Below are 26599 nucleotides of genomic sequence, written 5' to 3' on the forward strand. Positions count from 1 at the left end.
CCACCTCACGTCCCGGCCCGCCCGGTCCGCGAGGCCTGCTCCCACCCTGTCACAACGGGCCGGGACGGCCTGATGTGCCCGTCTCCACGCTCGCGGTGCGGTCGCGTCCGCCGGTCGGCGTCCGCCGGTCGGCGCTCGCCCGTCGGCGGTCAGCGGTCAGCGGTCAGCGGTCAGCGGCCGTCGTATCCCGCGGTCGGCATCGACAGCCGGCGGTGGACCCGGGCCTTCATCTGGGCGTCGTAGGCGGGTTCGGCGCTGCCCACCGTCTCGATCCGGACGCCCCGGCGGGCGCACTCCGCGGTGAACTCGTCGACGGAGGCGAGGGCGCGCTCCAGGACACGGTGGCTCGGCGCGACGAACAGGTCGACGAGGCCCGCCTCGACGTCGGTCCACAGAGTGCGGTGGTCGGGCCGCAGCCCCCGGACGAGAAGCTCCCGGGTGACGACGTAGCCCCGCTCGGCGGCCCAGCGGGCGCACATCGCGTGCTGGCCGCGGGAGTCGACGAGGAAGGGGTCCGCCTCGAGCTCCTCCAGGGGCGTCAGGCTCGCGATGGCCATGACGCGCACCGTGGCCGGCGCGGCGGAGGCTCTGCGCGTGTTTCCCATGGCGTCCCCCTCACCTCCGGGTTTCGCCGCCGACCCTACTCCTGCCCGTAGGCTCGGGGGGAGTCGCACGAAGGAGACAAAGAGGTGCCGGTGGAGATCACCTGGTGGGGGCACGCCACCTGCACGCTGGAGGACTCCGGTACACGCGTCCTGACGGATCCGCTCTTCGCGCGCCGGCTCGCGCACCTGCGGCGCAGGCGCGGGGCGCCGCCCCCTCCCGAGGCGGCGGCCGCCGACGTGGTGCTGGTCTCGCATCTGCACGCCGACCATCTGCACACGCCCTCGCTGCAACGGCTCGCGCCGGGCACGCTGGTACTGGTTCCCGAGGGGGCCGGGCGCTCGGTGCCCACGCTGCGCAGGCTGGACCACCTGCGGCTCACCGAAGTGGCGCCCGGGGACCGGATCCAGGTCGGTGACCTGGTGGTTCGTGCCGTGTCGGCGCGGCACGACGGGCGACGGCTGCCGGTCGGACCGCACCGCTCGCCCGCGCTGGGGTTCGTGGTCGAGGGCCAGGCGCGGACCTATTTCGCCGGGGACACCGGGCTGTTCGACTCGATGGCCGAGGAGGTCGGACCGGTCGATGTGGCGCTGTTGCCGGTCGGCGGCTGGGGGCCCTTCCTCGGGGAGGGACATCTGGACGCGGGCCGGGCGGCACAGGCGCTCGCCCGTCTGATGCCGCGCAGCGCTGTGCCGGTGCACTACGGCACATACTGGCCGATCGGCATGGACGGAGTGCGCCCCCATGAATTCCATGCGCCGGGTGATGAGTTCGTGCGCCTGGCCGCCGAGTCGGCGCCCGAGGTGGCGGTGCACCGGCTCGACCACGGCCAGAGCGTGCGGCCGGAGGTCGCGCGGTGATATCGCTGTCCGCCGCGGGCACGACCCCGGCGCTCTTCCTGTCCGCGAGGAACAGCGCCGGGGCGGCGTTCCTCGCCGCCACGGGCGCGGCCGTCACACCGGAGACCACGCAGCAGGCCATCGGATATCCGTCGCTGTTCCTGCTGGTGCTGATCGGCGCGCTGGTGCCGGTGGTACCGACGGGCGCGCTGGTGAGTTCGGCGGCCGTGGTGGCCTTCCATCAGACGGCGCCGTTCGCGCTGCTGCTGGTGTTCGTGGTGGCCTCCCTCGCCGCGTTCCTCGGCGACGTGGCGCTGTACTGGCTCGGCCGGCGCGGCATGCGGTCCAAGAACGGTTCGCGCTGGCTGGAGGCGATCCGGGTCCGGGCCCCCGAGGACCGGCTCGCCCAGGCCCAGGAGAAGCTGAGCGACCACGGCGCCACCGTACTCGTGCTGTCCCGGCTGGTCCCGGCGGGCCGCATACCGGTCATGTTGGCCTGTCTGCTGGCGAAGATGCCGCTGCGCGCCTTCGCCCGCGGCGACATACCCGCGTGCCTGGCCTGGGCGGCCACCTACCAGGTCATCGGCATTCTGGGCGGATCCCTCTTCGACCAACCCTGGGAGGGAGTGGTGGCGGCGGTCGTCCTGACGGTGGCTCTCGGCCTGGCGCCGGGGCTGTGGCGCCGTGTGCGCGGGACCGAGCCGCGCGAGGGTCCCGGCAGGGGTACGGAGAACCCCGCGGGCGACCCGGGCAACCGCTGACGGCCCGTTGACGGCCCGCGCCCTCCCCGTACCGTCACGTTCGCCTTCGCCTTCGCACCATCCCCTGCCACCCCCTGCCCTCACCCACCACTCCCGCCCGTGTGTCCTCACCCCAGCACCCGGGAACCCCCCACCGGCAGATCCCACAGATCCGCACGCTCGAGTCCCGCCCGCTCCCAGGCCGCCCGCACTCTGGCCAAGGGCTCCATCACCGGCTCCGCCGAGAGCACGAACGTCCCCCAGTGCATGGGCGCCATCCGGCGGGCGCCGAGGTCGACGGCTGCCTGGACGGCCTCCTCCGGATCGCAGTGGACGTCACTGAGCCACCACCGGGGGTCGTACGCGCCGATGGGCAGCAGGGCGAGGCCGATGCCCGGATACCGCCGGCCGATGCGCTCGAACCAGTGGCCGTACACCGTGTCCCCCGCGAAGTACACCCGTTGTCCGCCGGGCTCCGTCAGGACCCAACCACCCCACAGGGTCCGGCAGGTGTCGGTGAGACCGCGCTTGGACCAGTGGTGGGCGGGCACGAAGTCGAAGCGCACACCGTCGAGTTCGGCCGCCTCCCACCAGTCCAGCTCGGTGACCCGGGTGAACCGGCGGCGCCGGAACCAGCGCCCGAGTCCGGCCGGTACGAACACCGGTGTGTGACGCGGGAGACGGCTCAGGGTCGGGGCGTCCAGATGGTCGTAGTGGTTGTGGCTGATGACGACCGCGTCGACGTGCGGCAGCGCGCTCCAGGGCACGCCGACGGGGGTGATCCGGGCCGGGGTGCCGAGGATCCTGCGGGACCAGACCGGGTCGGTGAGGACGGTGAGCCCGCCTATGTGGACCACCCAACTCGCGTGCCCCGCCCAGGAGACGGCGACGGCGCGCGCGCCGACCCGGGGCAGCGGTACCGGTTCGAACGGCAGTGAGGGGATGTCGGCGAGCCCCTCGGGCCGCGGCCGCAGCGCGCCCTCGCGGGCCAACCGGGCGAAGGCCCGCAGCCCCGGCAGCGGAGCGGTCAGCCGGTCGACGAACGATCTCGGCCACACACGCCGCTCGCCGAGCGGTCGGGGCTCGGCGAGCGGAACGGCGGGACGAAGCGGTACGACAGGTGGGGTGGCGGGCGAGGAACGCGCCGCCGGAGCCGGGGAGGACGCCGGCTCGTCGGTGTCCGGTGCGCCGGCGTCGGTGCTCGTGGTCGACCGGGACTGCTGCGTCATCGAAGAGGCTCCCATCGCTGAGCGTCGTCGCGGAGATCGTCGAAGGTCGACCCCAAGAGGGTCAACGCACGTTGCACATGTGGCAGTTCCAACGGCGCGGATGAACTGAGGCATTCCGTCCGCTCCTCGTCGCTCGCTCCCAACAGCGGTCCCGTCCCCAGCCGGACCCGCAGCGCTCCGAGATCGTCGCCGAAGCGATGGCCGCCCGGCGCGGGCATGCCGAGCCGGGCGGTGAGGAAGTCCTCCAGTTCCTGTGCGTCGCCGACGCCGTGCGCGGTGAGCGCGGTGCGCAACGGGCCGAGATCCACGTACAGATGCCGGCCGGCCCGGGGCGGCCGCGCGAGGGCACCCGCGCCGGTCACCGCGCGGTGCACGGCGTCGGCCACGCGCGCGTGCAGGCCTACGGCCACCGTGAGCCGCTCGGTGACCGCGTCCGGCTCGCCGAGCGCGTACGAGGCCGCGACGGCGACCGGTCGCGCGACGCGGGCCCCGAGCACGGTGAGTACGTCGAGGACGCGGGCGCGCAGCAGGACACCCGCGTCGGTGACCGGGAAGCGGGCCACGGCGGCGGGCCAGCCCTGCGGCAGGAAGGCCCCGGAGAGGTCCGCGATGACGGTGACCTTTCCGGGAAGCATCTCGGCGGGGCTGAGCAGCATGGTGTCGTGCGGCCGGTGCAGGGTGTCTCGCCAGGTCTCGTCGCTGACCACGTGCAGCCCCTCGGCCACGGCGGCCTCGACGGTCTCGTGGACCACCTCGGGCGGCGCGACGGTGGCCGTGGGGTCGTCGGCGACGGAGAGGACGAGCAGCCGTGGATCGCCGCCCTCGGCACGGACCCTGCGGACCGTCTCCAGCAGCGCATACGGGTCCGGCAGGCCGCCGCACTCCGCGGGCGTCGCCACATGGAACACGGACCGGCCCAGCAACCGCACCTGCGGCGCCCACCAGGCGGCGCACGGCCTCGGCACCAGGACGTCACCACCGAGGGCGCCGGTCAGCGCGAGGAGCAGCGCGGGGGCGCCGGGGGCGGCGGCCACCCGGTCGCGTTCGGCGGCCAGACCCCGCCGGTTCCAGTAGCCGCGGGCGGCGTCGAGGAGGTCGGGGCCGCCGCCGGGGGGCTCCGCCTCGGTGTGGTCCGCGGCGGCGGCGAGGGCGGCGCGCAGTTCCGGCAGCACCGGCAGTCCCTGATCGGGGAGCGGCGGGCCGTAGCGGACCGGACCGTGCCCTTCCGGAACCGTCCGCCGCATCCGTGCCTCCGCGCAGTCCGTGATGCCGTGCCCTGTCTCCGCCGCCGCTGCCCTACGCTCCGCCGCGTCGCCGTGCGTGATCCGCTTCGGTGACTCCGTACCCACGCTTCGGTCCCGCCATGGGCGGCCGCCGGGTCGCGCCCGTCACATCGTCAGCGGCCGGTGGACAGGCGCTCGCGGCACAGACGGTGGGCGGCCGCGCCCAGCGCACACGCGATGAGAAGCGCTCCGGCGATCAGGGCCGGGACGGACTCACCGAAGGAGCCGCCCTCACCGGCCTCCACCCCGTGCTGGGCGCCCGCGGGACGGTTCGCCGTGTCGTCCGCGCCGTCGTGACCGGCGTCCTGAGGAGCGTCCCCGCGCCCCGCGCCTTTCGGATGGTCCGGGGCGCTGTCGTGGGGGGCGGACTGGGCGGTGCCGGGTGCGTGGTCGCGACCCGCGCCACCAGGAACGTCCTGACCGCCTTCCCGAGCGGTACCCGGAGGTACGTCCTGAGCGCCTTCCCGAGCGGTACCCGGAGGTACGTCCTGACCGCCTTCACGGACGGTACCGAGAGGTACGTCCTGGGCGTCCCCGCCGACCGCCTTCTCAGGGGCGACCGGGGCGCTGTCGCGTGCCGTTGCGGGAGGAACATCCTGGACACCCTCAAGGGCCGGGTTCCCGGGAACCACCGGGGCGCTGTCGGGAGCGGCACCCGCGAGCGGGTCCTGGAGGCCCTCGTCCGCGGCGCTCCCGGGAACGACCGGGACGTCGCCCTGAGCTTTCCGAGGAGCGGCCGGCGCACCCGCCGCTCCGGGGATGACCGGAGCGCTGTCACGGGCCGTCCCCGGAGAAACGCCCTCCGGAGCACCCTCACCTGCGGTGCTCCCAGGGGTGACCGGGACGTCGCGTGGGGCTTCCCGAGGGGCGGCGGAGGCCACACTCGGACCAGCCTCCCGAGGGACGGCCGAAGCCACACCCGGACCAGCCTCCCGAGGAACAACCGAAGCCACACCCGGACCAGCCTCCCGGGGGGCGGCCGGGGCCGCACTCGCGGCTTCGCGGGGAACAGCCGGCGTCTCGCGCGGGGCCTTCCCGGGAACGTCGGCCGCCTCACTCGGAACCTTCCGAGACGTGCCGTGCGCGGTGTCGGGGGTGTCGCGGGCCACGCTGTACGAGGCCTTCCACGGTCTCGCGCGGCCACCCGGCGCGCCGGGGCACACGCCCTCGACAGCCCGCTCACCGACTCCGCGCGAGGCGCCGGGACCCGCCGCACGACTCGCGGTGCCGATGCCGCCGCCGGGACCCCCGCGGGCCGGAGCCCGGGACGGAACACGGGCCGTTCCGCGGTAGGTCACGGCCTTCTTGTCCGCGCCGTCGCTCACCCGGTGCAACCGGACCTCCCTCCCCTCGAAGGCGACGGAGCGGGCGTCGACGAACTCGGGCGGCGCACCGCCCGTCGCGTCGCAGGAGACCGAGACGGTGACGAACTCCCCGGGTCTCACGGAGACCGGCACGACCTGGGCGCCCGGATCCGCGGACGCGGCCGAGGCGGCCGCGCCCAGCGCGGTACAGGCCAGGGCGGTGGCGGACAGCACACGGGCGGTACGGCGCATCGGCTGGGCTCCTTCGGAACGGCTGCGTCTGAAGGGGCACGGCCGTCGTGCTCCCCGAGCCCATCACAGCCCGCCCTGCCCCGGGGCGCGCGCGGCCGGACACCATTCGCGGGACGGCGGCACCCGAGCGGGTGACAACGGCGAGACGCCCGTCAGTCCGGGAGGAGACGGTCCGAGTGGAAACGCATCTCCCGTTCCAGACCGCGGCCACGCCTGTCCACGACGGTCGAGGCCACGTCGGCCAGTTTGCGCTGGCTCCCCTGCGAGATGCGGCGCAGCACCCCGAAGGCCGCGTCCGCGTCGCAGCCCAGTACGTACATGACGATGCCGCACGCCTGGTCGACCACCGGCCGGGTGCGCAGCGCGGTGCCGAGCTGGTCGAGCTCGGCCAGCGCGGAACGGTAGGAGCGGTCGCGGACGAGACAGGTCACGGCGAGCTCGCCGAGCGCGCGGGCGGGGCCGTGCGGGGCGTCCTCCAGGGCGCCCGGCCGGAAGCTGTAGAGGCTGAGGGTGACGGTCAGCCCGGAGCGCCGGAAAGGGATCGTGACGGTGGAGCGCACCCCCGAGTCGAGGGCCAGGGCGCGGTACTGCGGCCAGCGCTCCTCGCGCAGCAGGTCCGCCGAGTCGACGGGCTCGCCGCGTTCCACCGCGGTGGGGATCGGACCGTCGCCGGAGCGCAGCTGGACGGCTACGAGTCCGGCGAGGTCGGGGTGGGTGACGGCGGCGGACCGGTCGGGGGCACCCTCGGAGACCACGCAACTGGCACCGCAGCAGTCGGTGGTGCACCGGACCGCCCGGTCGGCCAGTTCCGACAGCCGTCTGCCCGGAAGTGTCGACTCCGCCGATTCCGCTCTCAGTTGACCGAGTTGACCGGTGTCCGTCATGTTCGCGCCTCCTCTCTGCGCGCTTTCCCGCTCCCCCGCACGGAAAACGACTCGGCCGGACACACCCTGCCCACACCCGGAACCTGTCCTTCGGGTTACGTTCATCGCATGGCCCACACGGACGAATTCGGTGAAGAACTCGCGGATTTCGTGCGCCGCGTCTCGGAACTCAAGGCGGCGCGTTCCGTACCGGCCGACGCCCTGCCGACGGTGCTCGACGCGGCGATCTTCGAACTCGACCACGTGGCGGGCCAGTTGTGGCCCCGGTACGAGCGGCTGTCCTCCGGCGGGCCGGCCGCGGTGGCTCCGGTCGACCGCCAGGAGCAGCAGCTTCTCAAGGCCCTCTTCCAGCGGGTTCCGGTGCCCGTCGCGCTGGTGGACCGCGAGACGGTGGTCCGCAGGCTGAACTTCGCGGCGGCCGACTTCACCGGTGTCCGGGCCGGCTACGCGACCGGCCGGCCGCTGACCGGGTTCCTCGCGCACGGCGACCGCGCCGCGTTCCGTTCGCAGGCTGCGGCGGTGGCGCGCGGGGAGGGCGACCGCGGTCTCACCGTGCACCTCCAGCAGCATCCCTCGGTGCCGGTACGGGTGACGCTGACCGCCCTGCGCCCCAACGGCGAGCCGCGCACCGCCGTCCTCGTCGTGCTGCAGCCCGCGGGTTCCCGGGTGCCGTCGGACGATCGGGTGCCGGACCCGGTGCCGGACCTCACCGGGACGACCCGGCACGCGGCCCTGATGGACCTGGTGGACGCCATGACCACGGCGCTGCTCGGCGGACCGGCCGGAGCTCCGTCCGCGGTACTGGCCCGGGCTGCCGCTGTGCTGCACGGGAGGTTCGCGGACTGGGTGGTGGCCGACACGGGTCCGGGGCGGCTGTCGCGTACGACGGTGCTCGCCCCCGCCGAGGACGCCGAGGGAGCGAGTGCCGTGGCCGGGCAGGATCCCGCCACGTGCCCTCTCGTCGCCGAGGCCGCGCGTGGCGGCTCGGCGGTGCTCCAGGTCCGGGCCGCCGACCCGGACGCCTTCGGCCGTGACACCTCGGGCGCCCCCGTCCTCGTGCGCGCGAACGTGACCTCGCTGCTGTGCGTCCCCCTGCTCCGCGGGGCCGGCCCCGCGAGCGGAGTCCTGACGCTGTTCCGCGGCGGCGGCCGCCTCGCCTTCTCGATGGCGGAGGCCCAGGCGATGGACATGATGTCCCGCCACATCGCCCTGGCCATGGAGCGCGGGTGACGCACCATGACGGCGCGTCCGCCGGGCGCGTGGGGGTCCGGGTGCCGGACCGCCTTCACCCGTGCCTTCCCACCGCCGGGTCCGGTCGGACCGCGCCCGGTGGACCGGTCACACCGCGTCGCGCAGGATCTGGTTCCGCAGCCGCGCGCAGCAGCGGCTGATCAGCCGGGAGACGTGCATCTGCGAGATGCCGAGCTGCTCGGCGATGCTGCTCTGGGTCATGTCGCCGAAGAACCGCATGTAGAGGATGGTGCGTTCACGCTCGGGCAGGGCCCGCAGCCGGGGCTTGACGGCCTCGCGGTCGATCACGACGTCGAGGGCGGGGTCGGCCGAGCCGAGGGCGTCGCTGAGCGAGTACCCGTCGTCGCCGCCCCGGAGCTCGGCGTCGAGGGAGAGCGCGCTGAAGCTCTCCAGCGCCTCCAGGCCGGCCCGGACGTCCTCCTCGTCCATCCGGGCGTGCGCGGCGATCTCGGCGACGGTGGGCCCGTGGCCGGAGACGGTCCCCGACAGTTCCTGCTGGGCGAACCGCACACGGTTGCGCAGGTCCTGGACCCGGCGCGGCACATGGACGGTCCACATGTGGTCGCGGAAGTGGCGCTTGATCTCACCGGTCACGGTCGGCACCGCGTAGCTCTCGAAGGCGTTCCCGAGTTCGGGGTCGTACCGGTCGACGGCCTTGACCAGGCCGAGTGCCGCCACCTGCCGCAGATCCTCCAGGCTCTCGCCACGGTTGCGGAACCGGCCCGCGAGCCGGTCGGCCATGGGCAGCCAGGCCTCGACGATCTCCTCGCGAAGTGCGTCGCGCGCGCTCCCCGCGGGGAGCGCGGCCAGCCTGCGGAACGCCTCCGCGGTGTCGGGGGCGTCGTCGTGCGGGTGGCGTTTCGCGCTCACTCGGTTTCCCATGATGCGTCGCAACTCCCTTATAAGTGCCTTGGGTTGGACGGTCACCGTGGGAGCGCGGGGTACGCCGGACAGGCACACCCGTGGCGAGAACCTGACGGCTCCCACGGACGTGCCTCCTGTCCGAAGCACTGAAATTCCGCCTGCCCCTGCGCGGTCGGGGCAAACCCCTTGCGCACCGGGCGGGTTGATACGTATCCGTCGGGCATGGGCCGCGGTCTCGGGGGTACTGCTGAGGCACCCGCATCCCGGCGGCCGAGAATCCGGCGAGGGTCCGCGGCCCTGTCCGATGCGTGCGGGGAGTGGGTTCAGCGCGTGGAGCCGGCCCGTCGCCGGGACCTCGCGGAGCCGGCGCGGGTCGGGGACGTCGCCGTGTCGGCCCGGGTCGGGGACGTCGCGGTGTCCGAGGCCCCCGGCTCGGCGCCCGCCGACATCAGCCGTGCCGATCCGTGCACGGGGCGGCCGGACTCGGCGCCGGTGTCAGTGACGGCGCCGGAGCGGCGGGGGTCCGGTCGCGGGTGCGAGGGGAGCGACCGGGCCCCCGCCGGGGGCACCGCCCGGAGCGTTCAGACGGATCCTCCGAAGACCCGTTCCCGGGCTCCGTCGCGGGTCCGGCCCGGGGCCACCGGGCGGCGCGGGTGGCGGCGCAGGTACTCGCCCTCCAGCTCGGCCATGCGCACGTTGTGGGTCCGCAGCGCGTCGTTCGAACCGTGGAGCAGCGTGTCGTGGCGCGTCCGGTGGATCGTCTCCAGCTCTCTCATCAGCTGCTGGTCGTCCAGCCGGTCCGGGTCGACTCCGGTCATGGTGGTACCCCGCTCGTCGTGTCCTGCGGCGCGGTCCGGGTGCCCGCCGGGCACACACTCCCGCGAGCGGCACCCGAGCGGCGTCCGGGAGGGAACCATGGATCTCGCCGTCCTCCCTCCACTCTACGAACATCCGGGGTCCCGGGCATTCCACGGGCGCCGGACGCTGCCTAGCGGGTGCGCTCCACGCGCCGCTCGTCCCAGACCGGCTCCGTCGTCTCCCGGATCCGTCCGTCGGAACCGAAGACCAGGTAGCGGTCGAAGGAGCGGGCGAACCAGCGGTCGTGGGTGACCGCGAGGACCGTCCCCTCGTACGCCTCCAGACCCTCCTGGAGTGCCTCCGCCGACTCCAGGTCCAGGTTGTCGGTCGGCTCGTCCAGCAGCAGGGCCGTGGAGCCCTCCAGCTCCAGCAGCAGGATCTGGAAGCGGGCCTGCTGGCCGCCGGAGAGCTTCTCGAACCGCTGCTCGGCCTGGGCGGTCAGCTCGTAGCGGCGCAGCCGGGACATCGCGGCGCCACGGTCCTGGGAGTGCTCGCTCCACAGAATGTCGAGAAGCGTGCGCCCCTGCAGCTCGGGATGGGCGTGCGTCTGCGCGAAGTGCCCCGCGACGACCCGCGCGCCGAGTTTCCAGGCGCCGGTGTGCGCGACGGTGTCCCCGGCGAGCAGGCGCAGGAAGTGGGACTTCCCGGAGCCGTTGGAACCGAGCACGGCGACGCGCTCGCCGTAGAAGACCTCCAGGTCGAAGGGTTTCATCAGACCGGTGAGCTCGAGCCCCTGGCAGGTGATGGCCCGTACACCGGTCCGTCCGCCGTGCAGCCGCATCCTGATGTCCTGCTCGCGCGGCGGCTCGGGCGGCGGGCCGGCCTCCTCGAACTTCCTCAGCCGGGTCTGCGCGGCCTGATAGCGGGACGCCAGCTCATGGCTGATGGACGCCGCCTGACGCAGGTTCAGCACCAGCTTCTTCAGCTGGGCGTGCTTCTCGTCCCATCGTCTGCGCAGCTCCTCGAAGCGGGCGAAGCGCTCCTGGCGGGCCTCGTGGTACGTCGCGAAGCCGGCGCCGTGCACCCAGGCGTCGGCGCCGGTCGGACTGGGCTCGACGCTGACGATCTTCTCGGCGGCGCGCGCCAGCAGCTCCCGGTCGTGGGAGACGAACAGCACGGTCTTGCGGGTCTCCTTGAGCCGCTCCTCCAGCCAGCGCTTTCCCGGTACGTCGAGATAGTTGTCCGGCTCGTCGAGGAGCAGGACCTCGTCGGTGCCGCGCAGCAGGGCCTCCAGCACCAGCCGCTTCTGCTCACCGCCGGACAGCGTCCGCACCAGACGCCACTGCGCCTTCTCGTACGGGACGCCGAGCGCGGCCATGACGCACATGTCCCAGAGCGTCTCGGACTCGTATCCGCGCACCTCGGCCCAGTCGGACAGGGCCTGCGCGTAGCGGAGCTGGGAGGCCTCGTCGTCGACGGTCATGAGATCGTGCTCGGCGGCGTCGACGGCCTTCGCGGCCTGCCGGATGCGGGGCGGTGCCACGGAGACGAGCAGGTCCCGTACGGTCGTCTCGTCCCGTACCGAGCCGACGAACTGGCGCATCACACCGAGGCCGCCACCGACGGTGACGGTCCCCCCGTGCGGCTTCAGCTCCCCCGAGATCAGCCGGAGCAGCGTGGTCTTGCCGGCTCCGTTCGGTCCGACCAGGGCGACGACGGCCCCTTCCCCCACCCGAAACGACACGTCGCCGAGCAGCGCCCTCCCGTCGGGAAGGTAGTACTCAAGATGTGCGGCTTCGAGGTGTCCCATGGTGAGGCATTCTCCGTGGAGGCGGGGCCGCCCGGCAAACCCATATCCGAGGGGTGGGCCATCACACGTCCCCGTGGGCCCGGTGAAGCCCGGAACCACGCCCCCGCCCCGCCCGGGGCGCACCCGCGATCCCGGGTCCCGTGCCCGGCCGGGGCGGCGCAGGCCGGGACGGACAGCGGGGGACGGACAGCGGGGGGCGGAAAACGCCCCGGCGCGGGTAGTCGCACCCCATGACCACCACGCCTGACATCGACCTCACCGCCGGTCCCCCGGGCCCTCACCCCCTTCGGAGCCGCTTCCTGACGGCGGACTCCCGCCTCTTCGAAGCCGTCGCGTCCCGCCACTGGCCGGGCGGCGACCGTCTCCTGCCGAAGCTGAGCCGCAGCGCGAACCACGGCCTGCTGTGGTTCGCCACGGCAGCGGCCCTCGCCGCCACCCGCACGCCCCACGCGCGCCGGGCCGCGGCCAGGGGTCTCGCCTCACTGAGCCTCGCCTCCGCCACGATCAACACGGTCGGCAAACGCACGGTGCGCCGCCCCCGCCCGTCCCTCGCCCCGGTCCCCCGGGCGCGCCGGCTCAAGCGCCAGCCGATCACGACCTCGTTCCCGTCGGGTCACTCCGCGTCGGCCGCCGCCTTCGCGACAGGCGTGGCGCTGGAGTCGCGCGGCTGGGGCGCCGCCGTGGCACCGCTGGCCACGGCGGTGGCCCTGTCCCGTGTCTACACCGGAGCCCACTTCCCGAGCGACGTCCTCGCGGGCGCGGCCCTGGGCGCCGCCGCCGCGTACGCCGTACGGGGCATGCTCCCGGAGCACGGGCCGCGTCACTGAGCGCGATGCCCATATGGCGAGACGCAGGTCTCATCATCCGACACGCGGGCGTACGGTGATCCATGACCGAGGAGAAGCAGACGAAGGGGAACGGTCATGCCGAAGCCGCAGGAGACCGCCGTCTACACGCACGGCCACCACGAGTCCGTACTGCGCTCGCACACCTGGCGCACCGCGGCCAACTCCGCGGCCTACCTGCTCGACTCGCTCAAGCCCCACATGAAGATCCTGGACATCGGCTGCGGCCCGGGCACCATCACCGCCGACCTCGCGGAACTGGTTCCGGACGGACAGGTCACCGGCGTCGACCACGCCCCCGGGATCCTGGACCAGGCCCGTGCCACGGCGGCCGGCCGCGGTCTGCGCAACGTGGAGTTCGGGGTCGCGGACGTGCACGCCCTGGATTTCCCCGACGACACCTTCTGCGTCGTCCACGCCCACCAGGTGCTGCAGCACGTGGGCGACCCGGTGCAGGCGCTGCGCGAGATGCACCGGGTCACCAGGCCCGGCGGCTTCATCGCCGTGCGCGACGCGGACTACTCGGCCATGACCTGGTATCCCGAGGTGCCGGGCATGACCGACTGGCAGGACCTGTATCTGCGCGTCGCCCGTGCCAACGGGGGCGAGCCGGCCGCGGGCCGCCGTCTCAGGTCGTGGGCACTGGCCGCGGGGCTCACGGACATCACCGCGACGTCGAGCACCTGGACCTTCGCGACCGAGGCCGAGCGGGAGTGGTGGAGCGGGCTGTGGGCCGATCGCACCCTGGCCTCGGCGTACGCGGACCGGGCCACCGAGGGCGGCCACGCGACCGCCGGACGACTGCGGGCCGTGTCGGACGCGTGGCGTGAGTGGGGGCGGCGGGAGGACGGCTGGTTCTCCGTGCTGCACGGGGAGATCCTCTGCCGGAAGGACGTGTGACCCGCCCGGTCGAGGACGAGGGGACCGCCCGCTCCGCGACCGGCGGACCGGCCGCCTGGGCTGCGTCCGAAACGATCTCCTCCCGAGACTGCCCCGACTAGGCTCCCCCGTATGGAGATTCTGGGAACCACGCTGCGCATCTGCGTCGACGACCTGGAGACTTCGGTCCCCTTCTACGAAAGGCTCGCGGGCGTGCGCGCCCTGCGGTTCGAGCGCGGCGGAGTGTCGGTCGCCGCGGTGGGCTGCTTCCTGCTGATGAGCGGACCGGAGGCCGAGCTGGACGTCCTGCGCAAGGTCGCCGCGACCATCGCCGTCAAGGACGTCGAGGAGGCCCATCGGGTGCTCGGCGAACTGGGCGCGCACATTCTGGCGGGGCCCGTGGGGACACCCGCGGGCCGCAACCTGATCGCCATGCATCCGGACGGAGCCGTGTACGAGTACGTGGACCGCGGGACGGCCCAGTAGCCGGTCCGGATCCCTTTCCGGCCTCGTATGCCGGGATCCGGGGCGGGCCGGTCCGCCCCGGATCCCGGCATACGAGGGCGGGTCCCGTTCAGGCCGGATCGACGCGCCATTCGACCGCCGGGGGCCGCATCCGGAAGTCGTACCGTTCGGGCAGCGCCTCGTCGGTGAGCCGGGCCCACAGCGCACCGATCACCTCTGCTCCCTCCCGTAGATCGGCGACCTCGAACCCCGCGTCGAACACGGCCCGCGCGCCTTCCCGGTCCCCCTCCGCGAGCAGCAACTCCGCCTCGACCAGCCGGAATCGACCCCTTGTCCGGGTGGCGGGCCGCAGTCGATCCCAGACCCTCCGCGCCTCCGCCGTACGCCGCACCGCGAGCAGCGCCGTCAGCGCCTCCCGCCCGAGCGCGGCCGTGGCCGCGGTCCACGCCGCACCGTCGTCGCGACGCTCCTGGCACAGGTCGTCGAAGGCCTCCGCGTACCGGTCGGCGGCCCGCTCGCGGTTGCCCGCCTGCTGGTCCGCGACGGCCAGACAGCGCAGCAACGGCCAGAGGGACGGGGCGAGTTCGAGTGCTCGCTCCCAACTGCGCACAGCCTGTGCCACGTCCCCCGCGTGCCACTGGGCGACGCCGAGGTGGTACTCGGCGAGCGGCTTGGCGGGCGCGGTCTCCAGCATGTCCCGCCAGTGCGGGGCGACCAGCGTCTCGCCCGGCGGCGCGACCCGTCGTTGCTCGGGAAAGGCACCGGTCCTGAGCAGTTCCACCCACGGCGCCTGTGCCGCTCCCAGCGTGGACTCGTCGAACGGCGTCCCCGCCAACTTGTAGGTGGCGCGCAGCACTTCGAGGGCTCCCCAGCCGGACCCGACGTGGAGCACCTCGCCGGGTTCGGTGTCGGCGTGCGGGAGCCAGGCCGCGTACGCCGCCTCGACGTCGGCCCGTGGCAGGGCGCGCTCCAGACGGCTTTCCACCTCCGCCCGCGCCGCGGCCCAGTCGGCTCCGTGGACCGTCCGCGCGCCGGCGTCGTCCCCCGCCAGCGGCCCGTACGACTCCAGCCAGGTGACCTCGCTCTCCGCGTCCAGCCGCACATGCTCCAGCTGGGTGCGGGCGAGCCCGGCCTGGATCTCGCAGTAGCCGCCGGTGCCGGGCTCGGTGAGCCACTCCTGCCAGCGCCGGCCGCCCGCGCCGGAACCCCAGACGAACAGCTTGCGTCCGCGCAGTACGTCGGTGGACGTCTGCACGAGCCCCTCACCCGCGTCGTCGAGGGCGGCGATCCAGCGGCGCTGGCCGTCCGGTACTTCGTAGAAGTAGTCGGCGGGGAAGTCGGCGCGCGGCGGGCGGGTGCGGTCGACGCCCTCGTGCTCCGGTACCGGTACCCGGCGCAGCCGGCGTTCGTAGCCGAAGTGCCAGGCCTCGTCCGCCGGTACCAGCACCCTGCGCCGCTCGGGGACGGCGATGTTGGACCACCAGTACACGGGGGCGGGCTTCTCGTGCGGGTTGCGGACGCGGACGCCGACGTGCAGGAAGTCGGAGCCCTCCGGCAGCCACAGGTCGACCTGGAAGGGCAGGTCGCGCAGCCGTTCCCACTCCCACAGGCGGAGCATCTCGCCGCCGTCGGGGGCCGCCACCCGGGCCGCGTGGACGGGTGCGCAGGACAGGGTGGTGTGGCCGGTCGCGCCGATGTTCCACTCGATGCCGCCGGAGAACCAGGCGCCGTTGAGGGCGAAGCAGGCGGGCTGGAACACCGGGTTGCGGTAGAGGAGTTCGCGCCGCGAGGGCTTGTGGAAGAGGGAGGCGACACGGCCTCCGCGGGACGGCAGTACGGTGACTCGCAGCCGGTCGTTCTCGATCACGATCGTGTCGGTCGCGCGGGGCGTGCGGTGTCTGTCGTAGCCGTCGCGGAGGCGCTCCGGCAGGATGTCGCGCAGGGGTTCGTAGCCGATCTGCCGGGCCATGTCCCGGGGCAGTCCTTCGCGGTCCCGGTCGTCGATGCGATGCGCCTCGTCGAGCGGCCGCAGGGGCGGCAGGGGGTTGCTGGGGCCCAACTCCGCTGACGGCAGCGTCATTACGTCACGTCGGATCGTCGTCACGACGACCATGGAACAGCGACATCGCCCACCTGACCAGGGGTTCCGCTCGTCAGGATACGGTCAGGATTGCGCAAAGGCGGCCGTGCCGCGCGGCCCTGGGCGCCGGTGGGCCCCGCGAGGGCCGGGATCCGCGGCGGGCGCGGGCGGGTCACGGGGAAGTGGTCATCTCCGAGGTGATCGCCCAGCGTTCGTGGTCGCGCCAGGCGCCGTCGATGTGGATGAAGTCCGGCGAGAAGCCCTCGAGCCGGAATCCGCAGCGCCGGGCTAGCGCGATGGAGGCAGCGTTCCCGGGCTGGACGTTGATCTCCAGCCGGTGCAGCCCCATCGTCGTGAAGGCGTACCGGACCACGAGCCCGAGCCCCTCGGACATGAGTCCCCGTCCCGCGGCCTGTGCGAAGGCGCCGTATCCGAGCGCCCCGCTCAGAAAGCCGCCCTCCACGATGTTGTTGATGTTGATGAAGCCGGCGATGGCCCCGCCGTCCCGTTCACAGACGAGGAAACCGGCCTTCGTGGGGTCCTTGATGAGCCGTCCCGCGTACGCCGCGTAGGCGTCGGGGCTTCCCGGCGGGAAGAGCCAGGGCTGATGCAGGGCCTTGCTCTCGCGGACCCGCGCGGTGAACTCGGCCGCGTCTTCGTACGCGAAGTGCCGTATGCCCGCGTGGGGGCCCTGGGCGAGGTAGGGGGAGGCGTTCTCAGGCATCCGGCCACAGTACGCCGCCGCCGCTCTGCGGCCCCGTGGTCTCCACGTTCTCACGGCCGTCGCCTCGAGGAGTACGCCCCGCACAGCGCACCGATCGCCCCGGTGCCCAGCAGCGCCATCCACAGGGGCGTGGTCACCTCCGGGATCAGCAGCCGGATCTTCGTGCTCCGGGTGTTCTCGAAGACGAAGACCAGCGCGAGGAGAACCAGCGCCACGACGGTGGTCCTGCCCGGTGTCATCAGCCCGGCGCGGCTCTTCGCGCCGCTCGTGCCGGAGGCGTCGGGGGACTTCGGACTCATGCGCCCAGCATGGGCCGCGGGACGGCGGTCCGCTCGGTGGGAGGTTCCTCCGGGTGACCGGCGGGCCCTGTCCACACCTTCCCGGCCGCCCCGGCAGGTCACCCCTCCGCACCCGGGCTCCCGGCTCGCCCTGAGAGGCGGCAACCCCACCACTGACACCACGGCGCCCCGCGGGCGACGGGCGACGGGCGACGGGCGACGGGCGACGGGCGACGGGCGACGGGCGACGGGCGACGGCTGGATCTACGCGAGTGCGGGCTCGTCCAGTGTCAGTGTCCCCTCGTCCGCGTCCAGTTCCGCCCCGACGCCGAACGGAATCGTGAGGGCCCCTTCGCAGTGGCCGAACCCGAAGTGCTCGACGACCGGCACGCCGAGGCCGCCCAGCCGGTCGGCGAAGACGGCCCGCACGCTCTCGTACGGGCCGCAGTCCACCCAGGAACCGAGCGCGATCCCGGCGACCGAGTCGAGCCACCCGGCCCGCAGGAGCTGGGTGAGGATCCGGTCCAGCCGGTAGGCCACCTCACCGATGTCCTCGATCAGCAGCAGTCCGCCCCGGGCGGAGGCACGGGCGTGCGGTGTACCGAGGTCGGCGGCCAGCAGGCTGACAGAGCCACCGAGGGTGACACCCCGGGCCCGCCCCGGCACCAGCGCGCCTCCCGTGTCCGACGGGACGGACGTGAGGGTTCGTACGGTCTCCGGCTCGAAGAGCGTCGCCCGCAGGTGTTCCTGCGTCCGCGCGTTCTTCAGGAAGTCGACGGCCGCGACCATGGGTCCGTGCAGGGTGACCAGCCCGGCGCGGGTCGCGAACGCCTCGTGCAGCGCGGTGATGTCGCTGAAGCCGAGGAACACCTTGGGGCCCGCGGAACGGATCGCGTCCCAGTCGAGGAGGTCGACCATGCGCTGCGCGCCGTAGCCGCCGCGGGCGCAGAACACCGCGGACACCTCCGGGTCGCACCAGGCGGCCTGGAAGTCGGCGGCCCGGTCGGCGTCGGCGCCCGCGAGGTAGTTGAACTCGGCGTGCCGGTCGAGGACATGGGGCGCCACCACGGGATCAAGGTCCCAGCCGCGCAGCAGGTCGAGGCCCGCCTCCAGCCGCTCCTCGGGCACGGGACCGCTCGGCGAGACGACGGCGACGCGGGCCCCGGGTGCGAGCCGGGCGGGACGGGTCAGGGACTTCACTTGAGGAGCTCCAAGGCGGGAATGCCGGTCGGGTTCAGGCCGAAGACCTGTGCGTACAGGGAGAGTTCGGACTCCAGGGCGCGCACCATGGTGTCGGCCCGGCGGAATCCGTGCCCCTCGCCCTCGAAGGCGATGTAGGCGTGCGGGACGTGGCGCCCCGCGATCCTGGCCAGGAACCGCTCGCACTGCGCGGGCGGACAGATGACGTCGTCGAGTCCCTGGAGCAGCAGGAAGGGCGCGGTGATCCGGTCGGCGTGCTCGGCGGGTGAACGCTCCACATAGCGGCCGGGTACCTCGGCGAGGGGACCGATCAGCGACTCCAGGTACTGGGACTCGAAGTCGTGGGTCTCGCCCGAACCCCAGCTGGTGAGGTCGAGGATCGGGTAGAGGATCGTGCCGCAGGCGTACACGTCGGTGGCCGTGAGGGACGCGGCGGCGGTCCAGCCGCCCGCGCTGCCACCACGGATGGCGAGCCGGCGGCGGTCGGCGGTGCCCTCCTCCGCGAGGGCGACGGCGACGGCCGCGCAGTCCTCGACGTCGACGACACCCCACTGCTCGCGCAGCCGGTTGCGGTACTCCCTGCCGTGTCCCGCCGAACCGCCGTAGTTGACCTCGGCGACACCGATGCCGCGCGAGGTGAAGTAGGCGATCTCCAGGTCGAGGACGAGGGGGGCCCGGCCGGTGGGGCCGCCGTGTGCCCAGACGACGTAGGGCGGCAGTTCGTCGCCGGGAGCGACGTGGTCGGGGTGGTGCGGTGGATAGACGTGGGCGTGGATCTCCCGGCCGGCGGGGCCGGTGAAGGTGCGGATCTGCGGCTCCGGGTAGTACGCGGGATCCACCGGGTCGTCGTGGGCGGCGCCGACCACCCGGGCACGTCCGGTGCGGAAGTCCAGCTCGACGACCTCGTACGCGCTGCGCGGACTGGCGCCGACACCGAGGACGCGGCTGCCGTGCACGGCGAGTGTCGGGGTGAACTCGGTCCAGGGTCCCGCCGCGTCGACGACCTCGCCGGTCTCCGGGTCCAGAATCCCGAGAGCGGTGGCGCCCCGTCCGTGCACGACGGCCACGAGCCCGCTCGGCAGCGGCGCGAACCAGCGGTACCCGATCTTCCACAGCGGGCCGCCGAACTCCTCCTCCCGGGTACAGACGGGCGTCTCCCGTCCGAGCCGGTACAGATTCCACCAGCCGGTGGCATCCCCCGCGTACAACAGCGTGCCGTCGGCGGCCCAGTCCGCCTGGGCGATCGACTCCTCGGGGCCGCCCGCGACCACCCGCGGGGCGTGCAGGGTGCCGTCCTCGGTGACGTCCGCGAGGATGAGATCCGTGCCGTCCCAGGGCATCCGCGGGTGGTCCCAGGCGAGCCAGGCCGCCTGGCCGCCGTCGGGGGACAGCCGCGGTCCGGTGACGAACCGGTGGCGTGCGTCGGTTAGTTCACGCACGGCGCCCCGGTCCCGGGCGGCCGACCCGTCGAGCGGCACCGCGGCGGCGACCCGTCGTACGTCGGTCGGTCCGTCGCCGGTGAACTCCTCCATCACGCACCACACTTCACCCCGGTCGGGGTGCAACTGCGGGTCCACCCAGCGCAGTCCGCCGCCGACGGAGGACACGGGCGTGAGGGGACGGGGCTCGGCGCCGGGCTCGTACGCGTAGAGCCGTTGGTCGGCGAAGTTCACGAACACCACGAACGGCCCCTCGGGGCGCATCTCCCCCGCCCAGGGCTGTCCGCCGTACTCGATGACGCGGCTGCGGACGTTCCACGGGGCGGGCAGCACCGACTCCTGTGTGCCGTCGGCGCGTCGCCGCACGAGGGTACGCCGGCCGCCCTCGGTGGGCCGGGGTTCGGTCCACCAGGCCTCGTCACCGACGAACCCGGCGAACTCGGGGTGCCCGTCGTGTGCCGCGGCGAGCGCCGCGTCGATGGGCGAGGGCCATGATCCGTATGACAGTGTCCGCATTCCGTCCCCCTCAGGCCGTGCGCAGAAAGCGGTCGAGAACGCGGACGCCGAAGTGCAGTGCCTCGACGGGAACGCGTTCGTCGACACCGTGGAAGAGCGCCTGGTAGTCGAAGCCCTCGGGCAGTTTCAGCGGCGCGAATCCGTAGCCGGTGATACCGAGGCGCGAGAACTGCTTGGCGTCCGTGCCGCCCGACATGCAGTACGGCACCACGTGCCCCTCGGGCGCGAACTCCTCGACCGCCGCACGCATCCGGTGGTACGTCAACGAGTCCAGCGGCGCCTGCAGGGCGACCTCGCGGTGGTGGAACTCCCACTCCACGTCCGGTCCCGTCAGGTGGTCGAGGGTGGCGCGGAACTCGTCCTCGGTGCCCGCGAGATGGCGGCCGTCCACGTACGCGACCGCTTCCCCGGGGATCACGTTGACCTTGTAACCGGCGCTGAGCATCGTCGGGTTGGCGCTGTTGCGCACGGTGGCGTCGACGAGCGCGGCGGCGGGGCCGAGCTTGCGCAGCAGTTCGTCCACGCCGTCGAGGCCGTCGAGGTCCGCGTCCATCCCGTACAGCGCGGCGAGTTCGGTGAGGGCCGCACGGACGGTCGGCGTGAGTCTGATGGGCCACTCGTGCGCGCCGATCCTGGCTATCGCGGCCGCGAGGTGGGTGACGGCGTTGTTCCGGTTCACCTTGGAGCCGTGCCCTGCCCGGCCGCGCGCCGTGAGCTTGAGCCACCCGGTGCCGCGCTCCCCCGCCGCGATCGGGTAGAGCTCCCGGCCGCCGCCGTCGTGGAAGGTGAACGCCCCGGACTCGCTGATCCCCTCGGTACAGCCCTCGAACAGCTCCGGATGCCGGTCGGCGAGGAATCCGGACCCGTCCTCCGCGCTCGCCTCCTCGTCGGCGGTGAACGCGATCACGAGGTCGCGCCGGGGCCGCACACCGAGGCGTGCCCAGCCGCGTACGACCGCGAGGATCATCGCGTCCATGTTCTTCATGTCCACCGCGCCGCGCCCCCAGACGACACCGTCGCGGATCTCCCCGGAGAACGGGTGCACGCTCCAGTCCTCGGCCTGCGCGGGCACCACGTCGAGGTGCCCGTGGACGAGCAGCGCCTCGGCGGAGGGATCGGTGCCCGCCAGCCGCGCGACGACGTTCGTACGGCCCTTGGTGCGTTCCAGAAGGACGGGTTCCAGGCCTGTCTCGGCCAGCAGCGCGGCGGCGTACTCGGCGGCCGGCCGTTCCTGGCAGTCGCCGCCGCCCCGGTTCGTGGTGTCGATGCGGATGAGGTCGGAGGTGAACCGTACGACCTCGTCCAGTGCCTGTTCGTCAGCCATACTGCTCCTCCACCGCGGCCGAGACGATCGTGGTGACCGCCTTGAAGGTGCGGATTCCCTCGTACATGGTGTCGCTGGTGTAGGCCACTCTGCGCTCTCCGGTGCGTTCCACACCCGGCACGACGGTGGCCGCCATCGACAGATGCTCCGCGTCGAACTCCAGCGCCACCGTGAAGGGGCCGCCCACCACCGGTTCGTGCCGTTCGGCCAGCGCCGCCGCCTCCTTGGCGGCGGCCCTGATGTCGGAGGCGGTCCGGGACGGCGTTCGGCACACCGCCGCGTACCGCGACACATGGTCCTTGACGGCGACCTTGAGCGCCTCCGGCGCGTATCCGAGCGCGTCCTCGCAGGCCAGGTCGTCGCCCGTGACGAGGACGACGGGGACGCCGTACTCGGCGACGACATGCGAGTTGAGCAGCCCCTCACTGGCCCGCGCGCCGTTCACCCACACCCCCGTGATCGAGTTCGCCAGGTAGGTGTGCGCGAGGACGCCCTCCATGCCGGCGCCCGTGTGGTACCCGACGAACGCGATGCCGTCCACGTCGCCGTGCTGCACGCCCTCCACCATGGACAGCGACTTGTGCCGGCCGGTGAGCATCTCGGCTCTCTCGTCGAGCCGTTCGAGCAGCAGGTTCCGCATGGACCAGTGCGCCTCGTTGATCAGCACCTCGTCCGCGCCGCCGTCGAGGAAACCGAGCACGGCGGCGTTCACGTCCGAGGTGAACATCGAACGGCACCGCTCCCATTGCGGCGTCCCCGGAAGCACGTCGGCCGGCCAGGTCACCCCGGTGGCGCCCTCCATGTCGGCGCTGATGAGGATCTTCACGACACACCCTCTTCGCACAGGTCAGCGGCATTCTCCATGTCGGGTCACGCTACGCGGCGACGCGGCGCCGGGCCAGGACGCCATGCATGGACATAACGGCCGGAACCGGTCCCGCGGCACGCTTCGCGACCGTCAGGCGGTCAGGGTTTCACGGCGGCCGCGGAGAACTGCGCGAGGGGGGCCACTTCGGCTGACGTCGGTACCGGCATCAGCGTTGCCGTCCGGGCTGTCCGGGGTCTGGAGTCGGGTCCGCGGTTCGCGGCCGGGGTCCGGAGTTCGGCGTCCGGAGTTCGACGTGAGGGGCGAACCCGGCCGGGATCAGTCCTCGTAGACGGTCAGGACGACGCCGTCCAGCTCGATGCGGCGCGGCGTCCCGCCCTCTCCGCGCACCAGGGCGTCGAGGCAGCGGCGGAAGAGCTTCAGCTCCTGCTCGCTGAGGACGGCGGCGGCGAGGTCGAGGAGTTCGGCGAGCGCGGTCTCGGTCAGTATGTCGGGCAGTTCGCCGGAGAGCAGGACGACGGACTCGCCGGTACTGCCCCGGACCACGGCGGTGGTGGGTCCTCCGTGCACGAACAGCACATGTCCCCCTGGGTGACACAGGGGTCGTGCGGCTCACGTGCCCCGAGCAGAATGAGAGACTAGCCGTGGATCTTGCCGGTTTCGGCGGTTCTGGATTCTTTTACCGGGATCCCCGGGAAGGGGAACCGGAACGGGTGCTCGCGCGTCCATGCCGTACGCCCTCGGTCGGCCCCGAAGCCTGACAAGCACCGCGCCCGGGGTCGCGTCCGGACCGCGCCGCATCCGGACCGCTCCGGGCCCGGCACCCGACGGCCCCGTCCCACCCGACGCGACGCCGGCCCCCGGCGTCTGACGTCAGATTTTGGATATCTGACGCCAGACGCCAGACGCCAAACGTCAGACGTCAGACGTCAGACGTCAGACGTCAGACGTCAGACCGATGGTCAGCCCCGGTGGGCGTCGCGCCCGAGGAGTGATTCCACGAGCGCGGCGACATGGCGCCGGTCGTCGACGGAGAGCTGCTGGACGCTCGCGATGAGCAGGTCGACCTCGGGGTCGGCCGAGGCGCCGGCGTCCACCACCGCCGACGCCGGGTCGGCCGCGTACACGTGAATGCCGCAGGCCTCCGCGGCGGCACGGCGCACGGTGTCCAACGACAGTCCAAGCCCCTTGGACAGCCCTTCCAGCGTGCTGGGCTGTGGCATACGCACCACGCGCTCGGTCGTCGCCAGGTGATGGACCGTGGAGCGCGGGATGCCGCCCCGACGTGCCACCTCTCCGTAGGACCAGCCCTCACGGTCGAGGCGATCTCTGATGATCTGCTGCAGTGCGTTGGCCACCGATGGTCACTTCCTGCTCGCCGCCGGGCGGAACTCTTCCAAGCGGGATCGATTCTACGTGGGGCTTCGCTCAGGCCCCAGAAGTCTTTTCCCGAACCGCTTGCGCGGCGAGCTCCGGGGCTACTACTGTCCAATCTCGTTGGACAGCATGTCCGACAAGATTGGACGAAGTTTGGGGGGAACCTGCCTTCGTTCGATCGGAAATGTCTATCCCTGAGGGGGACCTGATCATGATGGACAACCGTGAACTCGACACCGAGTCCGCCGAGCTGCTTCCCGGCCGTGAGGCCCTCGGACGCCTGAAGTTCAGCTTCGGCCGCACCACCAACGTGACCAAGCACGTCGCCAACATCAGCGCCCACAACGAGTCGGCCGCGCTCAACGACCACTCCTCGTGGTCGGACGCGTCGTCCAGCGCTGCCCAGGCCATCAACGTCTCGCAGTAGCCCGGCACGGGACGCCCGCCCGCGTCCCTGTCCACCCCCGCGGCTCCGGACGCCACGCCCGCGTCCGTCCTCGCGTCACCACCACGACCAGATCAACGAACCACGTCCCGAAAGGACATCCCATGAGCATGGACATGAACGAGCTGCAGTCCGAGTCCGCCGAGCTGCTTCCCGGCCGTGAGGCCCTCGGACGCCTGAAGTTCAGCTTCGGCCGCACCACCAACGTGACCAAGCACGTCGCCAACATCAGCGCCCACAACGAGTCGGCCGCGCTCAACGACCACTCCTCGTGGTCGGTGGCCGAGTCCAGCGCCAGCCAGGCGATCAACGTCTCGCAGTAACACCCGCCGCGCAACGGCTGTTCGGCGGACCGCGCCCGGGGCGGGCGCGGTCCGCCCTTGGGGGGGGGGGGGAAGGACCACACATGACGGCACTGGGGGACGGGCCCGCGTTGCTGTACGACACCGGGTCGCCGGTGCCGGGGCCGGGAGGAATCCCGGTCACCTACGAGCAGTTCGCCACGGGGACGCTGCCGGTTGTCGGCGTCGGCGTCGAGGTACTGCCGGTACCCCGACTCAGCTCCGGGCTCAAACTGCACGGGGAGTACCAGGGGTCGGGCTTCACCGACCCGAAGTACATCGCGCGCCGCGGAGACGGCCAGGTCGTGCAGCTGTCCCGGCTGCTGTACCTGGTCGCCTCCGCGATCGACGGCGTGCACGACATCGAGACCATCTCGCACCGGGTGAGCGCCCGCTACGGGCGCGAACTCAGCGCGGAGAACGTGCGCTACCTGGTCGAGGAGAAACTCGACCCGCTCGGCGTCACGGTGCCGGAGGGGCAGGACGAGCGGGAGATCACCGCGCCGCGGTCCGATCTGCTCCTCGCCCTGAAGGGGCACCGGATCATCTTCAACGAGCGCCGGGCGGGCCGGATCGCCCGCTCGCTGGCCTGGCTGCACCGCCCCACGGTGGTCGTGCTGATGCTGGCGGCGGCCGTGGCCATGGACGTCTGGCTGTTCGGCTTCTTCGGCGCGGTCGAACCCGTGCTGCAGGTCCTCGACCAGCCGGTGCTGATGCTCGTCGTGTTCGGGCTCACCGTGGCCTCACTCGTGTTCCACGAGTTCGGTCACGCCTCGGCCTGCAAATACGGCGGCGCGCGGCCGGGGTGCATCGGCTGCGGGCTCTTCCTCATCTGGCCGTCCATGTACACCGACGTGACGGACATCTACCGGATCGGCCGGGCCGGACGGCTCCGCACGGACCTGGGCGGGGTGTACTTCAACCTCGTCTTCATGCTCGCCATGACGGGCGCGTACTTCGCCACCGGTCAGCAGTTCTTCCTGGCCACGGTGTATCTCGGGCACTTCGAGATCCTGGAGCAGCTGATGCCGGCCGTCCGGCTGGACGGCTACTACATCCTCGGCGACCTGGCCGGCGTCCCGGATCTCTACGGCAAGATCAAACCGATTCTGCTCAGCACGGTGCCCGGACGACGCGGAAAGGCGGCCCGCGCCGAGGTCGTCGGGCTCAAGAAGTCCTCGCGCACCATCATCACCACGTGGGTCCTCACGATGGTGCCGCTGCTGATCGGTGAACTCGGCTACGCGCTGTGGAACCTGCCGCGGATCGTCGCCACGATGGTCCGCTCGCTCACCGCGCAGGTCGTGGGCACGGGCGACGCCTTCGTCAACGGCCAGATCGCCGCCGGTCTGATCGGGGTGATCGGCTGCTTCATGCTGCTGTGCCCGATGGCCGGTGTGGTCTACCTGTCGGTGAAGATGGGCGGCCGGGTCTTCCGTGCCGCCAAGCGCTCGACCGACGACAAGCCCCGACTGAGGGTGGCGCTGTGCGCGCTGGCCCTGGTCGGTCTTGGCACGCTGAGCTACGCGTGGGTCTCCGGCGTGACGCCCGAGCCGCTGCCGAAGCGGCCGCCGATCGCCCCGATCCTCCAGCCCGGCGTGTCCACGGCGGAGCCGCCCGCCCGGCAGGCGACCGCGCCCGGACCGCAGGCGTCGCCGTCCGGCACCGCCGCGGTCCTGCCGTCCGGCGCCGCGTCCCCCGGCGCCTCGGGCGCCGCCTCGGCGAGCGCCTCGGCCTCGCCCAGCGCGGACGCCGGGGCCTCCACGTCGCCGAGCGCGGGCCCGTCCCAGAAGCCGGCCGAGCCCACCGGCGGCCAGAACACGACGGGTTCGGCCTCGGCGGGCACGCCGGCCGGTCCTTCCGAGGGACCCGCCGAACCGTCGACGTCCGCGGATCCGTCCTCGGCGGCGCCGACCACGGATCCGCCCACCCCGACCGACAGCCTGAGCGCGACCGGCGAACCGCCCCCGGCCACACCGTGACCGGCCGCACACTGCACCGAC

The 26599-nt window shown here is 72.8% G+C and carries 25 protein-coding genes and 1 pseudogene; 9 read left to right on the plus strand and 17 right to left on the minus strand.

The window, feature by feature from the left end:
• Nucleotides 1-170: 170 nt before the first annotated feature.
• Nucleotides 171-605: a hypothetical protein gene (locus ABZV34_RS19470; RefSeq protein ID WP_356277780.1), complete on the minus strand. Its 435-nt coding sequence runs from the start codon at nt 603-605 to the stop codon at nt 171-173.
• A gap of 84 nt (nt 606-689) precedes the next feature.
• Between ABZV34_RS19470 and ABZV34_RS19475 the strand changes: the two genes are divergently transcribed.
• Both ABZV34_RS19475 and ABZV34_RS19480 read left to right on the plus strand, forming a co-directional pair.
• Entirely contained in the window at nt 690-1463 is a 774-nt protein-coding gene (locus tag ABZV34_RS19475) for an MBL fold metallo-hydrolase (protein WP_356277783.1), read from the plus strand.
• A 119-nt stretch (nt 1464-1582) separates the two neighbouring features.
• Complete coding sequence (locus ABZV34_RS19480) at nt 1583-2203, plus strand: VTT domain-containing protein (RefSeq protein WP_356277987.1); 621 nt, start codon at nt 1583-1585, stop codon at nt 2201-2203.
• A 107-nt stretch (nt 2204-2310) separates the two neighbouring features.
• Here the strand turns inward: ABZV34_RS19480 and ABZV34_RS19485 are convergent, their stop codons facing one another.
• The 4 genes from ABZV34_RS19485 to ABZV34_RS19500 form a co-directional block, all read right to left on the minus strand.
• Nucleotides 2311-3411, minus strand: a complete 1101-nt coding sequence (locus ABZV34_RS19485; RefSeq protein WP_356277786.1) for an MBL fold metallo-hydrolase — start codon at nt 3409-3411, stop codon at nt 2311-2313.
• Nucleotides 3408-4655 carry an aminotransferase class I/II-fold pyridoxal phosphate-dependent enzyme gene (locus ABZV34_RS19490; protein ID WP_356277990.1) on the minus strand — a complete coding sequence of 416 codons (1248 nt, stop codon included), beginning with the start codon at nt 4653-4655 and terminating at the stop codon, nt 3408-3410. Before ABZV34_RS19490 ends, ABZV34_RS19485 begins: the two co-directional genes overlap by 4 nt.
• A gap of 152 nt (nt 4656-4807) precedes the next feature.
• Nucleotides 4808-6250: a hypothetical protein gene (locus tag ABZV34_RS19495; RefSeq protein ID WP_356277789.1), complete on the minus strand. Its 1443-nt coding sequence runs from the start codon at nt 6248-6250 to the stop codon at nt 4808-4810.
• 152 nt (nt 6251-6402) lie between these two features.
• Nucleotides 6403-7134, minus strand: coding sequence for a GAF and ANTAR domain-containing protein (locus ABZV34_RS19500; protein ID WP_356277791.1), 732 nt, complete (start codon nt 7132-7134; stop codon nt 6403-6405).
• Nucleotides 7135-7242: 108 nt separating this feature from the next.
• Here ABZV34_RS19500 and ABZV34_RS19505 point away from each other — a divergent pair, with 108 nt between their 5' ends.
• Nucleotides 7243-8364 (plus strand): PAS domain-containing protein, encoded by a 1122-nt coding sequence (locus ABZV34_RS19505; protein ID WP_356277794.1) that lies wholly within the window; start codon nt 7243-7245, stop codon nt 8362-8364.
• Between the two features lie 108 nt (nt 8365-8472).
• Here ABZV34_RS19505 and ABZV34_RS19510 read toward each other — a convergent pair whose 3' ends face one another.
• From ABZV34_RS19510 to ABZV34_RS19520, 3 genes are all read right to left on the minus strand, one after another.
• A complete protein-coding gene (locus ABZV34_RS19510; protein WP_356277797.1) occupies nt 8473-9267 on the minus strand; it encodes an RNA polymerase sigma factor SigF in 795 nt (264 codons plus the stop codon).
• Between the two features lie 563 nt (nt 9268-9830).
• Nucleotides 9831-10067 (minus strand): DUF6158 family protein, encoded by a 237-nt coding sequence (locus ABZV34_RS19515; protein ID WP_356277800.1) that lies wholly within the window; start codon nt 10065-10067, stop codon nt 9831-9833.
• 170 nt (nt 10068-10237) lie between these two features.
• On the minus strand, nt 10238-11857 hold the full coding sequence (locus ABZV34_RS19520) for an ATP-binding cassette domain-containing protein (protein WP_356277803.1): 1620 nt from the start codon (nt 11855-11857) through the stop codon (nt 10238-10240).
• Nucleotides 11858-12087: 230 nt separating this feature from the next.
• Here ABZV34_RS19520 and ABZV34_RS19525 point away from each other — a divergent pair.
• The 3 genes and pseudogenes from ABZV34_RS19525 to ABZV34_RS19535 all read left to right on the plus strand — a co-directional run.
• Nucleotides 12088-12663 (plus strand): annotated as a pseudogene (locus ABZV34_RS19525) (phosphatase PAP2 family protein); the annotation flags it as partial.
• A 117-nt stretch (nt 12664-12780) separates the two neighbouring features.
• Nucleotides 12781-13602: a class I SAM-dependent methyltransferase gene (locus ABZV34_RS19530; protein ID WP_356277806.1), complete on the plus strand. Its 822-nt coding sequence runs from the start codon at nt 12781-12783 to the stop codon at nt 13600-13602.
• A 111-nt stretch (nt 13603-13713) separates the two neighbouring features.
• A complete protein-coding gene (locus ABZV34_RS19535) occupies nt 13714-14067 on the plus strand; it encodes a VOC family protein (protein WP_356277809.1) in 354 nt (117 codons plus the stop codon).
• A gap of 88 nt (nt 14068-14155) precedes the next feature.
• Here the strand turns inward: ABZV34_RS19535 and ABZV34_RS19540 are convergent, their stop codons facing one another.
• From ABZV34_RS19540 to ABZV34_RS19580, 9 genes are all read right to left on the minus strand, one after another.
• Nucleotides 14156-16159 carry a DUF5107 domain-containing protein gene (locus ABZV34_RS19540; RefSeq protein WP_356277812.1) on the minus strand — a complete coding sequence of 668 codons (2004 nt, stop codon included), beginning with the start codon at nt 16157-16159 and terminating at the stop codon, nt 14156-14158.
• Between the two features lie 139 nt (nt 16160-16298).
• On the minus strand, nt 16299-16850 hold the full coding sequence (locus ABZV34_RS19545; protein ID WP_356277815.1) for a GNAT family protein: 552 nt from the start codon (nt 16848-16850) through the stop codon (nt 16299-16301).
• Between the two features lie 50 nt (nt 16851-16900).
• Nucleotides 16901-17149, minus strand: coding sequence for a LapA family protein (locus ABZV34_RS19550; RefSeq protein WP_329527813.1), 249 nt, complete (start codon nt 17147-17149; stop codon nt 16901-16903).
• Between the two features lie 243 nt (nt 17150-17392).
• Nucleotides 17393-18328 (minus strand): LD-carboxypeptidase, encoded by a 936-nt coding sequence (locus ABZV34_RS19555; protein WP_356277818.1) that lies wholly within the window; start codon nt 18326-18328, stop codon nt 17393-17395.
• Entirely contained in the window at nt 18325-20283 is a 1959-nt protein-coding gene (locus ABZV34_RS19560; RefSeq protein WP_356277821.1) for a prolyl oligopeptidase family serine peptidase, read from the minus strand. Before ABZV34_RS19560 ends, ABZV34_RS19555 begins: the two co-directional genes overlap by 4 nt.
• Nucleotides 20284-20293: 10 nt before the next feature.
• On the minus strand, nt 20294-21607 hold the full coding sequence (locus ABZV34_RS19565; protein WP_356277824.1) for a M20/M25/M40 family metallo-hydrolase: 1314 nt from the start codon (nt 21605-21607) through the stop codon (nt 20294-20296).
• Nucleotides 21600-22433, minus strand: coding sequence for a M55 family metallopeptidase (locus ABZV34_RS19570; RefSeq protein WP_356277827.1), 834 nt, complete (start codon nt 22431-22433; stop codon nt 21600-21602). The genes ABZV34_RS19565 and ABZV34_RS19570 overlap by 8 nt, the downstream gene beginning before the upstream one ends.
• A 318-nt stretch (nt 22434-22751) precedes the next feature.
• Nucleotides 22752-23012 carry a hypothetical protein gene (locus ABZV34_RS19575; RefSeq protein WP_228120474.1) on the minus strand — a complete coding sequence of 87 codons (261 nt, stop codon included), beginning with the start codon at nt 23010-23012 and terminating at the stop codon, nt 22752-22754.
• A 383-nt stretch (nt 23013-23395) separates the two neighbouring features.
• Nucleotides 23396-23791, minus strand: a complete 396-nt coding sequence (locus ABZV34_RS19580; RefSeq protein WP_356277830.1) for a helix-turn-helix transcriptional regulator — start codon at nt 23789-23791, stop codon at nt 23396-23398.
• Nucleotides 23792-24021: 230 nt separating this feature from the next.
• Here ABZV34_RS19580 and ABZV34_RS19585 point away from each other — a divergent pair, with 230 nt between their 5' ends.
• The 3 genes from ABZV34_RS19585 (at nt 24022) to ABZV34_RS19595 (ending at nt 26578) form a co-directional block, all read left to right on the plus strand.
• Nucleotides 24022-24237 (plus strand): hypothetical protein, encoded by a 216-nt coding sequence (locus ABZV34_RS19585; protein ID WP_228120476.1) that lies wholly within the window; start codon nt 24022-24024, stop codon nt 24235-24237.
• A 122-nt stretch (nt 24238-24359) separates the two neighbouring features.
• Nucleotides 24360-24578 (plus strand): hypothetical protein, encoded by a 219-nt coding sequence (locus ABZV34_RS19590; RefSeq protein WP_148013015.1) that lies wholly within the window; start codon nt 24360-24362, stop codon nt 24576-24578.
• An 83-nt stretch (nt 24579-24661) separates the two neighbouring features.
• On the plus strand, nt 24662-26578 hold the full coding sequence (locus ABZV34_RS19595; RefSeq protein ID WP_356277832.1) for a hypothetical protein: 1917 nt from the start codon (nt 24662-24664) through the stop codon (nt 26576-26578).
• Nucleotides 26579-26599: the final 21 nt, after the last annotated feature.

Origin of the sequence: Streptomyces sp. NPDC005195 (assembly GCF_040608315.1) — a bacterium.
Classification (GTDB): Bacteria; Actinomycetota; Actinomycetes; order Streptomycetales; family Streptomycetaceae; genus Streptomyces; species Streptomyces kaempferi.

What these genes read in the sequence shown, in the direction of transcription:
- ABZV34_RS19505 (WP_356277794.1), top strand. Translation starts at nt 7,243, where the DNA reads ATGGCCCACACGGACGAATTCGGTGAAGAACTCGCGGATTTCGTGCGC.
- ABZV34_RS19560 (WP_356277821.1), bottom strand. Translation starts at nt 20,283, where the DNA reads ATGCGGACACTGTCATACGGATCATGGCCCTCGCCCATCGACGCGGCG.
- ABZV34_RS19470 (WP_356277780.1), bottom strand. Translation starts at nt 605, where the DNA reads ATGGGAAACACGCGCAGAGCCTCCGCCGCGCCGGCCACGGTGCGCGTC.
- ABZV34_RS19545 (WP_356277815.1), bottom strand. Translation starts at nt 16,850, where the DNA reads ATGCCTGAGAACGCCTCCCCCTACCTCGCCCAGGGCCCCCACGCGGGC.
- ABZV34_RS19500 (WP_356277791.1), bottom strand. Translation starts at nt 7,134, where the DNA reads ATGACGGACACCGGTCAACTCGGTCAACTGAGAGCGGAATCGGCGGAG.
- ABZV34_RS19550 (WP_329527813.1), bottom strand. Translation starts at nt 17,149, where the DNA reads ATGAGTCCGAAGTCCCCCGACGCCTCCGGCACGAGCGGCGCGAAGAGC.
- ABZV34_RS19495 (WP_356277789.1), bottom strand. Translation starts at nt 6,250, where the DNA reads ATGCGCCGTACCGCCCGTGTGCTGTCCGCCACCGCCCTGGCCTGTACC.
- ABZV34_RS19595 (WP_356277832.1), top strand. Translation starts at nt 24,662, where the DNA reads ATGACGGCACTGGGGGACGGGCCCGCGTTGCTGTACGACACCGGGTCG.
- ABZV34_RS19485 (WP_356277786.1), bottom strand. Translation starts at nt 3,411, where the DNA reads ATGACGCAGCAGTCCCGGTCGACCACGAGCACCGACGCCGGCGCACCG.
- ABZV34_RS19515 (WP_356277800.1), bottom strand. Translation starts at nt 10,067, where the DNA reads ATGACCGGAGTCGACCCGGACCGGCTGGACGACCAGCAGCTGATGAGA.
- ABZV34_RS19535 (WP_356277809.1), top strand. Translation starts at nt 13,714, where the DNA reads ATGGAGATTCTGGGAACCACGCTGCGCATCTGCGTCGACGACCTGGAG.
- ABZV34_RS19540 (WP_356277812.1), bottom strand. Translation starts at nt 16,159, where the DNA reads ATGGTCGTCGTGACGACGATCCGACGTGACGTAATGACGCTGCCGTCA.
- ABZV34_RS19510 (WP_356277797.1), bottom strand. Translation starts at nt 9,267, where the DNA reads ATGGGAAACCGAGTGAGCGCGAAACGCCACCCGCACGACGACGCCCCC.
- ABZV34_RS19585 (WP_228120476.1), top strand. Translation starts at nt 24,022, where the DNA reads ATGATGGACAACCGTGAACTCGACACCGAGTCCGCCGAGCTGCTTCCC.
- ABZV34_RS19520 (WP_356277803.1), bottom strand. Translation starts at nt 11,857, where the DNA reads ATGGGACACCTCGAAGCCGCACATCTTGAGTACTACCTTCCCGACGGG.
- ABZV34_RS19590 (WP_148013015.1), top strand. Translation starts at nt 24,360, where the DNA reads ATGAGCATGGACATGAACGAGCTGCAGTCCGAGTCCGCCGAGCTGCTT.
- ABZV34_RS19565 (WP_356277824.1), bottom strand. Translation starts at nt 21,607, where the DNA reads ATGGCTGACGAACAGGCACTGGACGAGGTCGTACGGTTCACCTCCGAC.
- ABZV34_RS19530 (WP_356277806.1), top strand. Translation starts at nt 12,781, where the DNA reads ATGCCGAAGCCGCAGGAGACCGCCGTCTACACGCACGGCCACCACGAG.
- ABZV34_RS19490 (WP_356277990.1), bottom strand. Translation starts at nt 4,655, where the DNA reads ATGCGGCGGACGGTTCCGGAAGGGCACGGTCCGGTCCGCTACGGCCCG.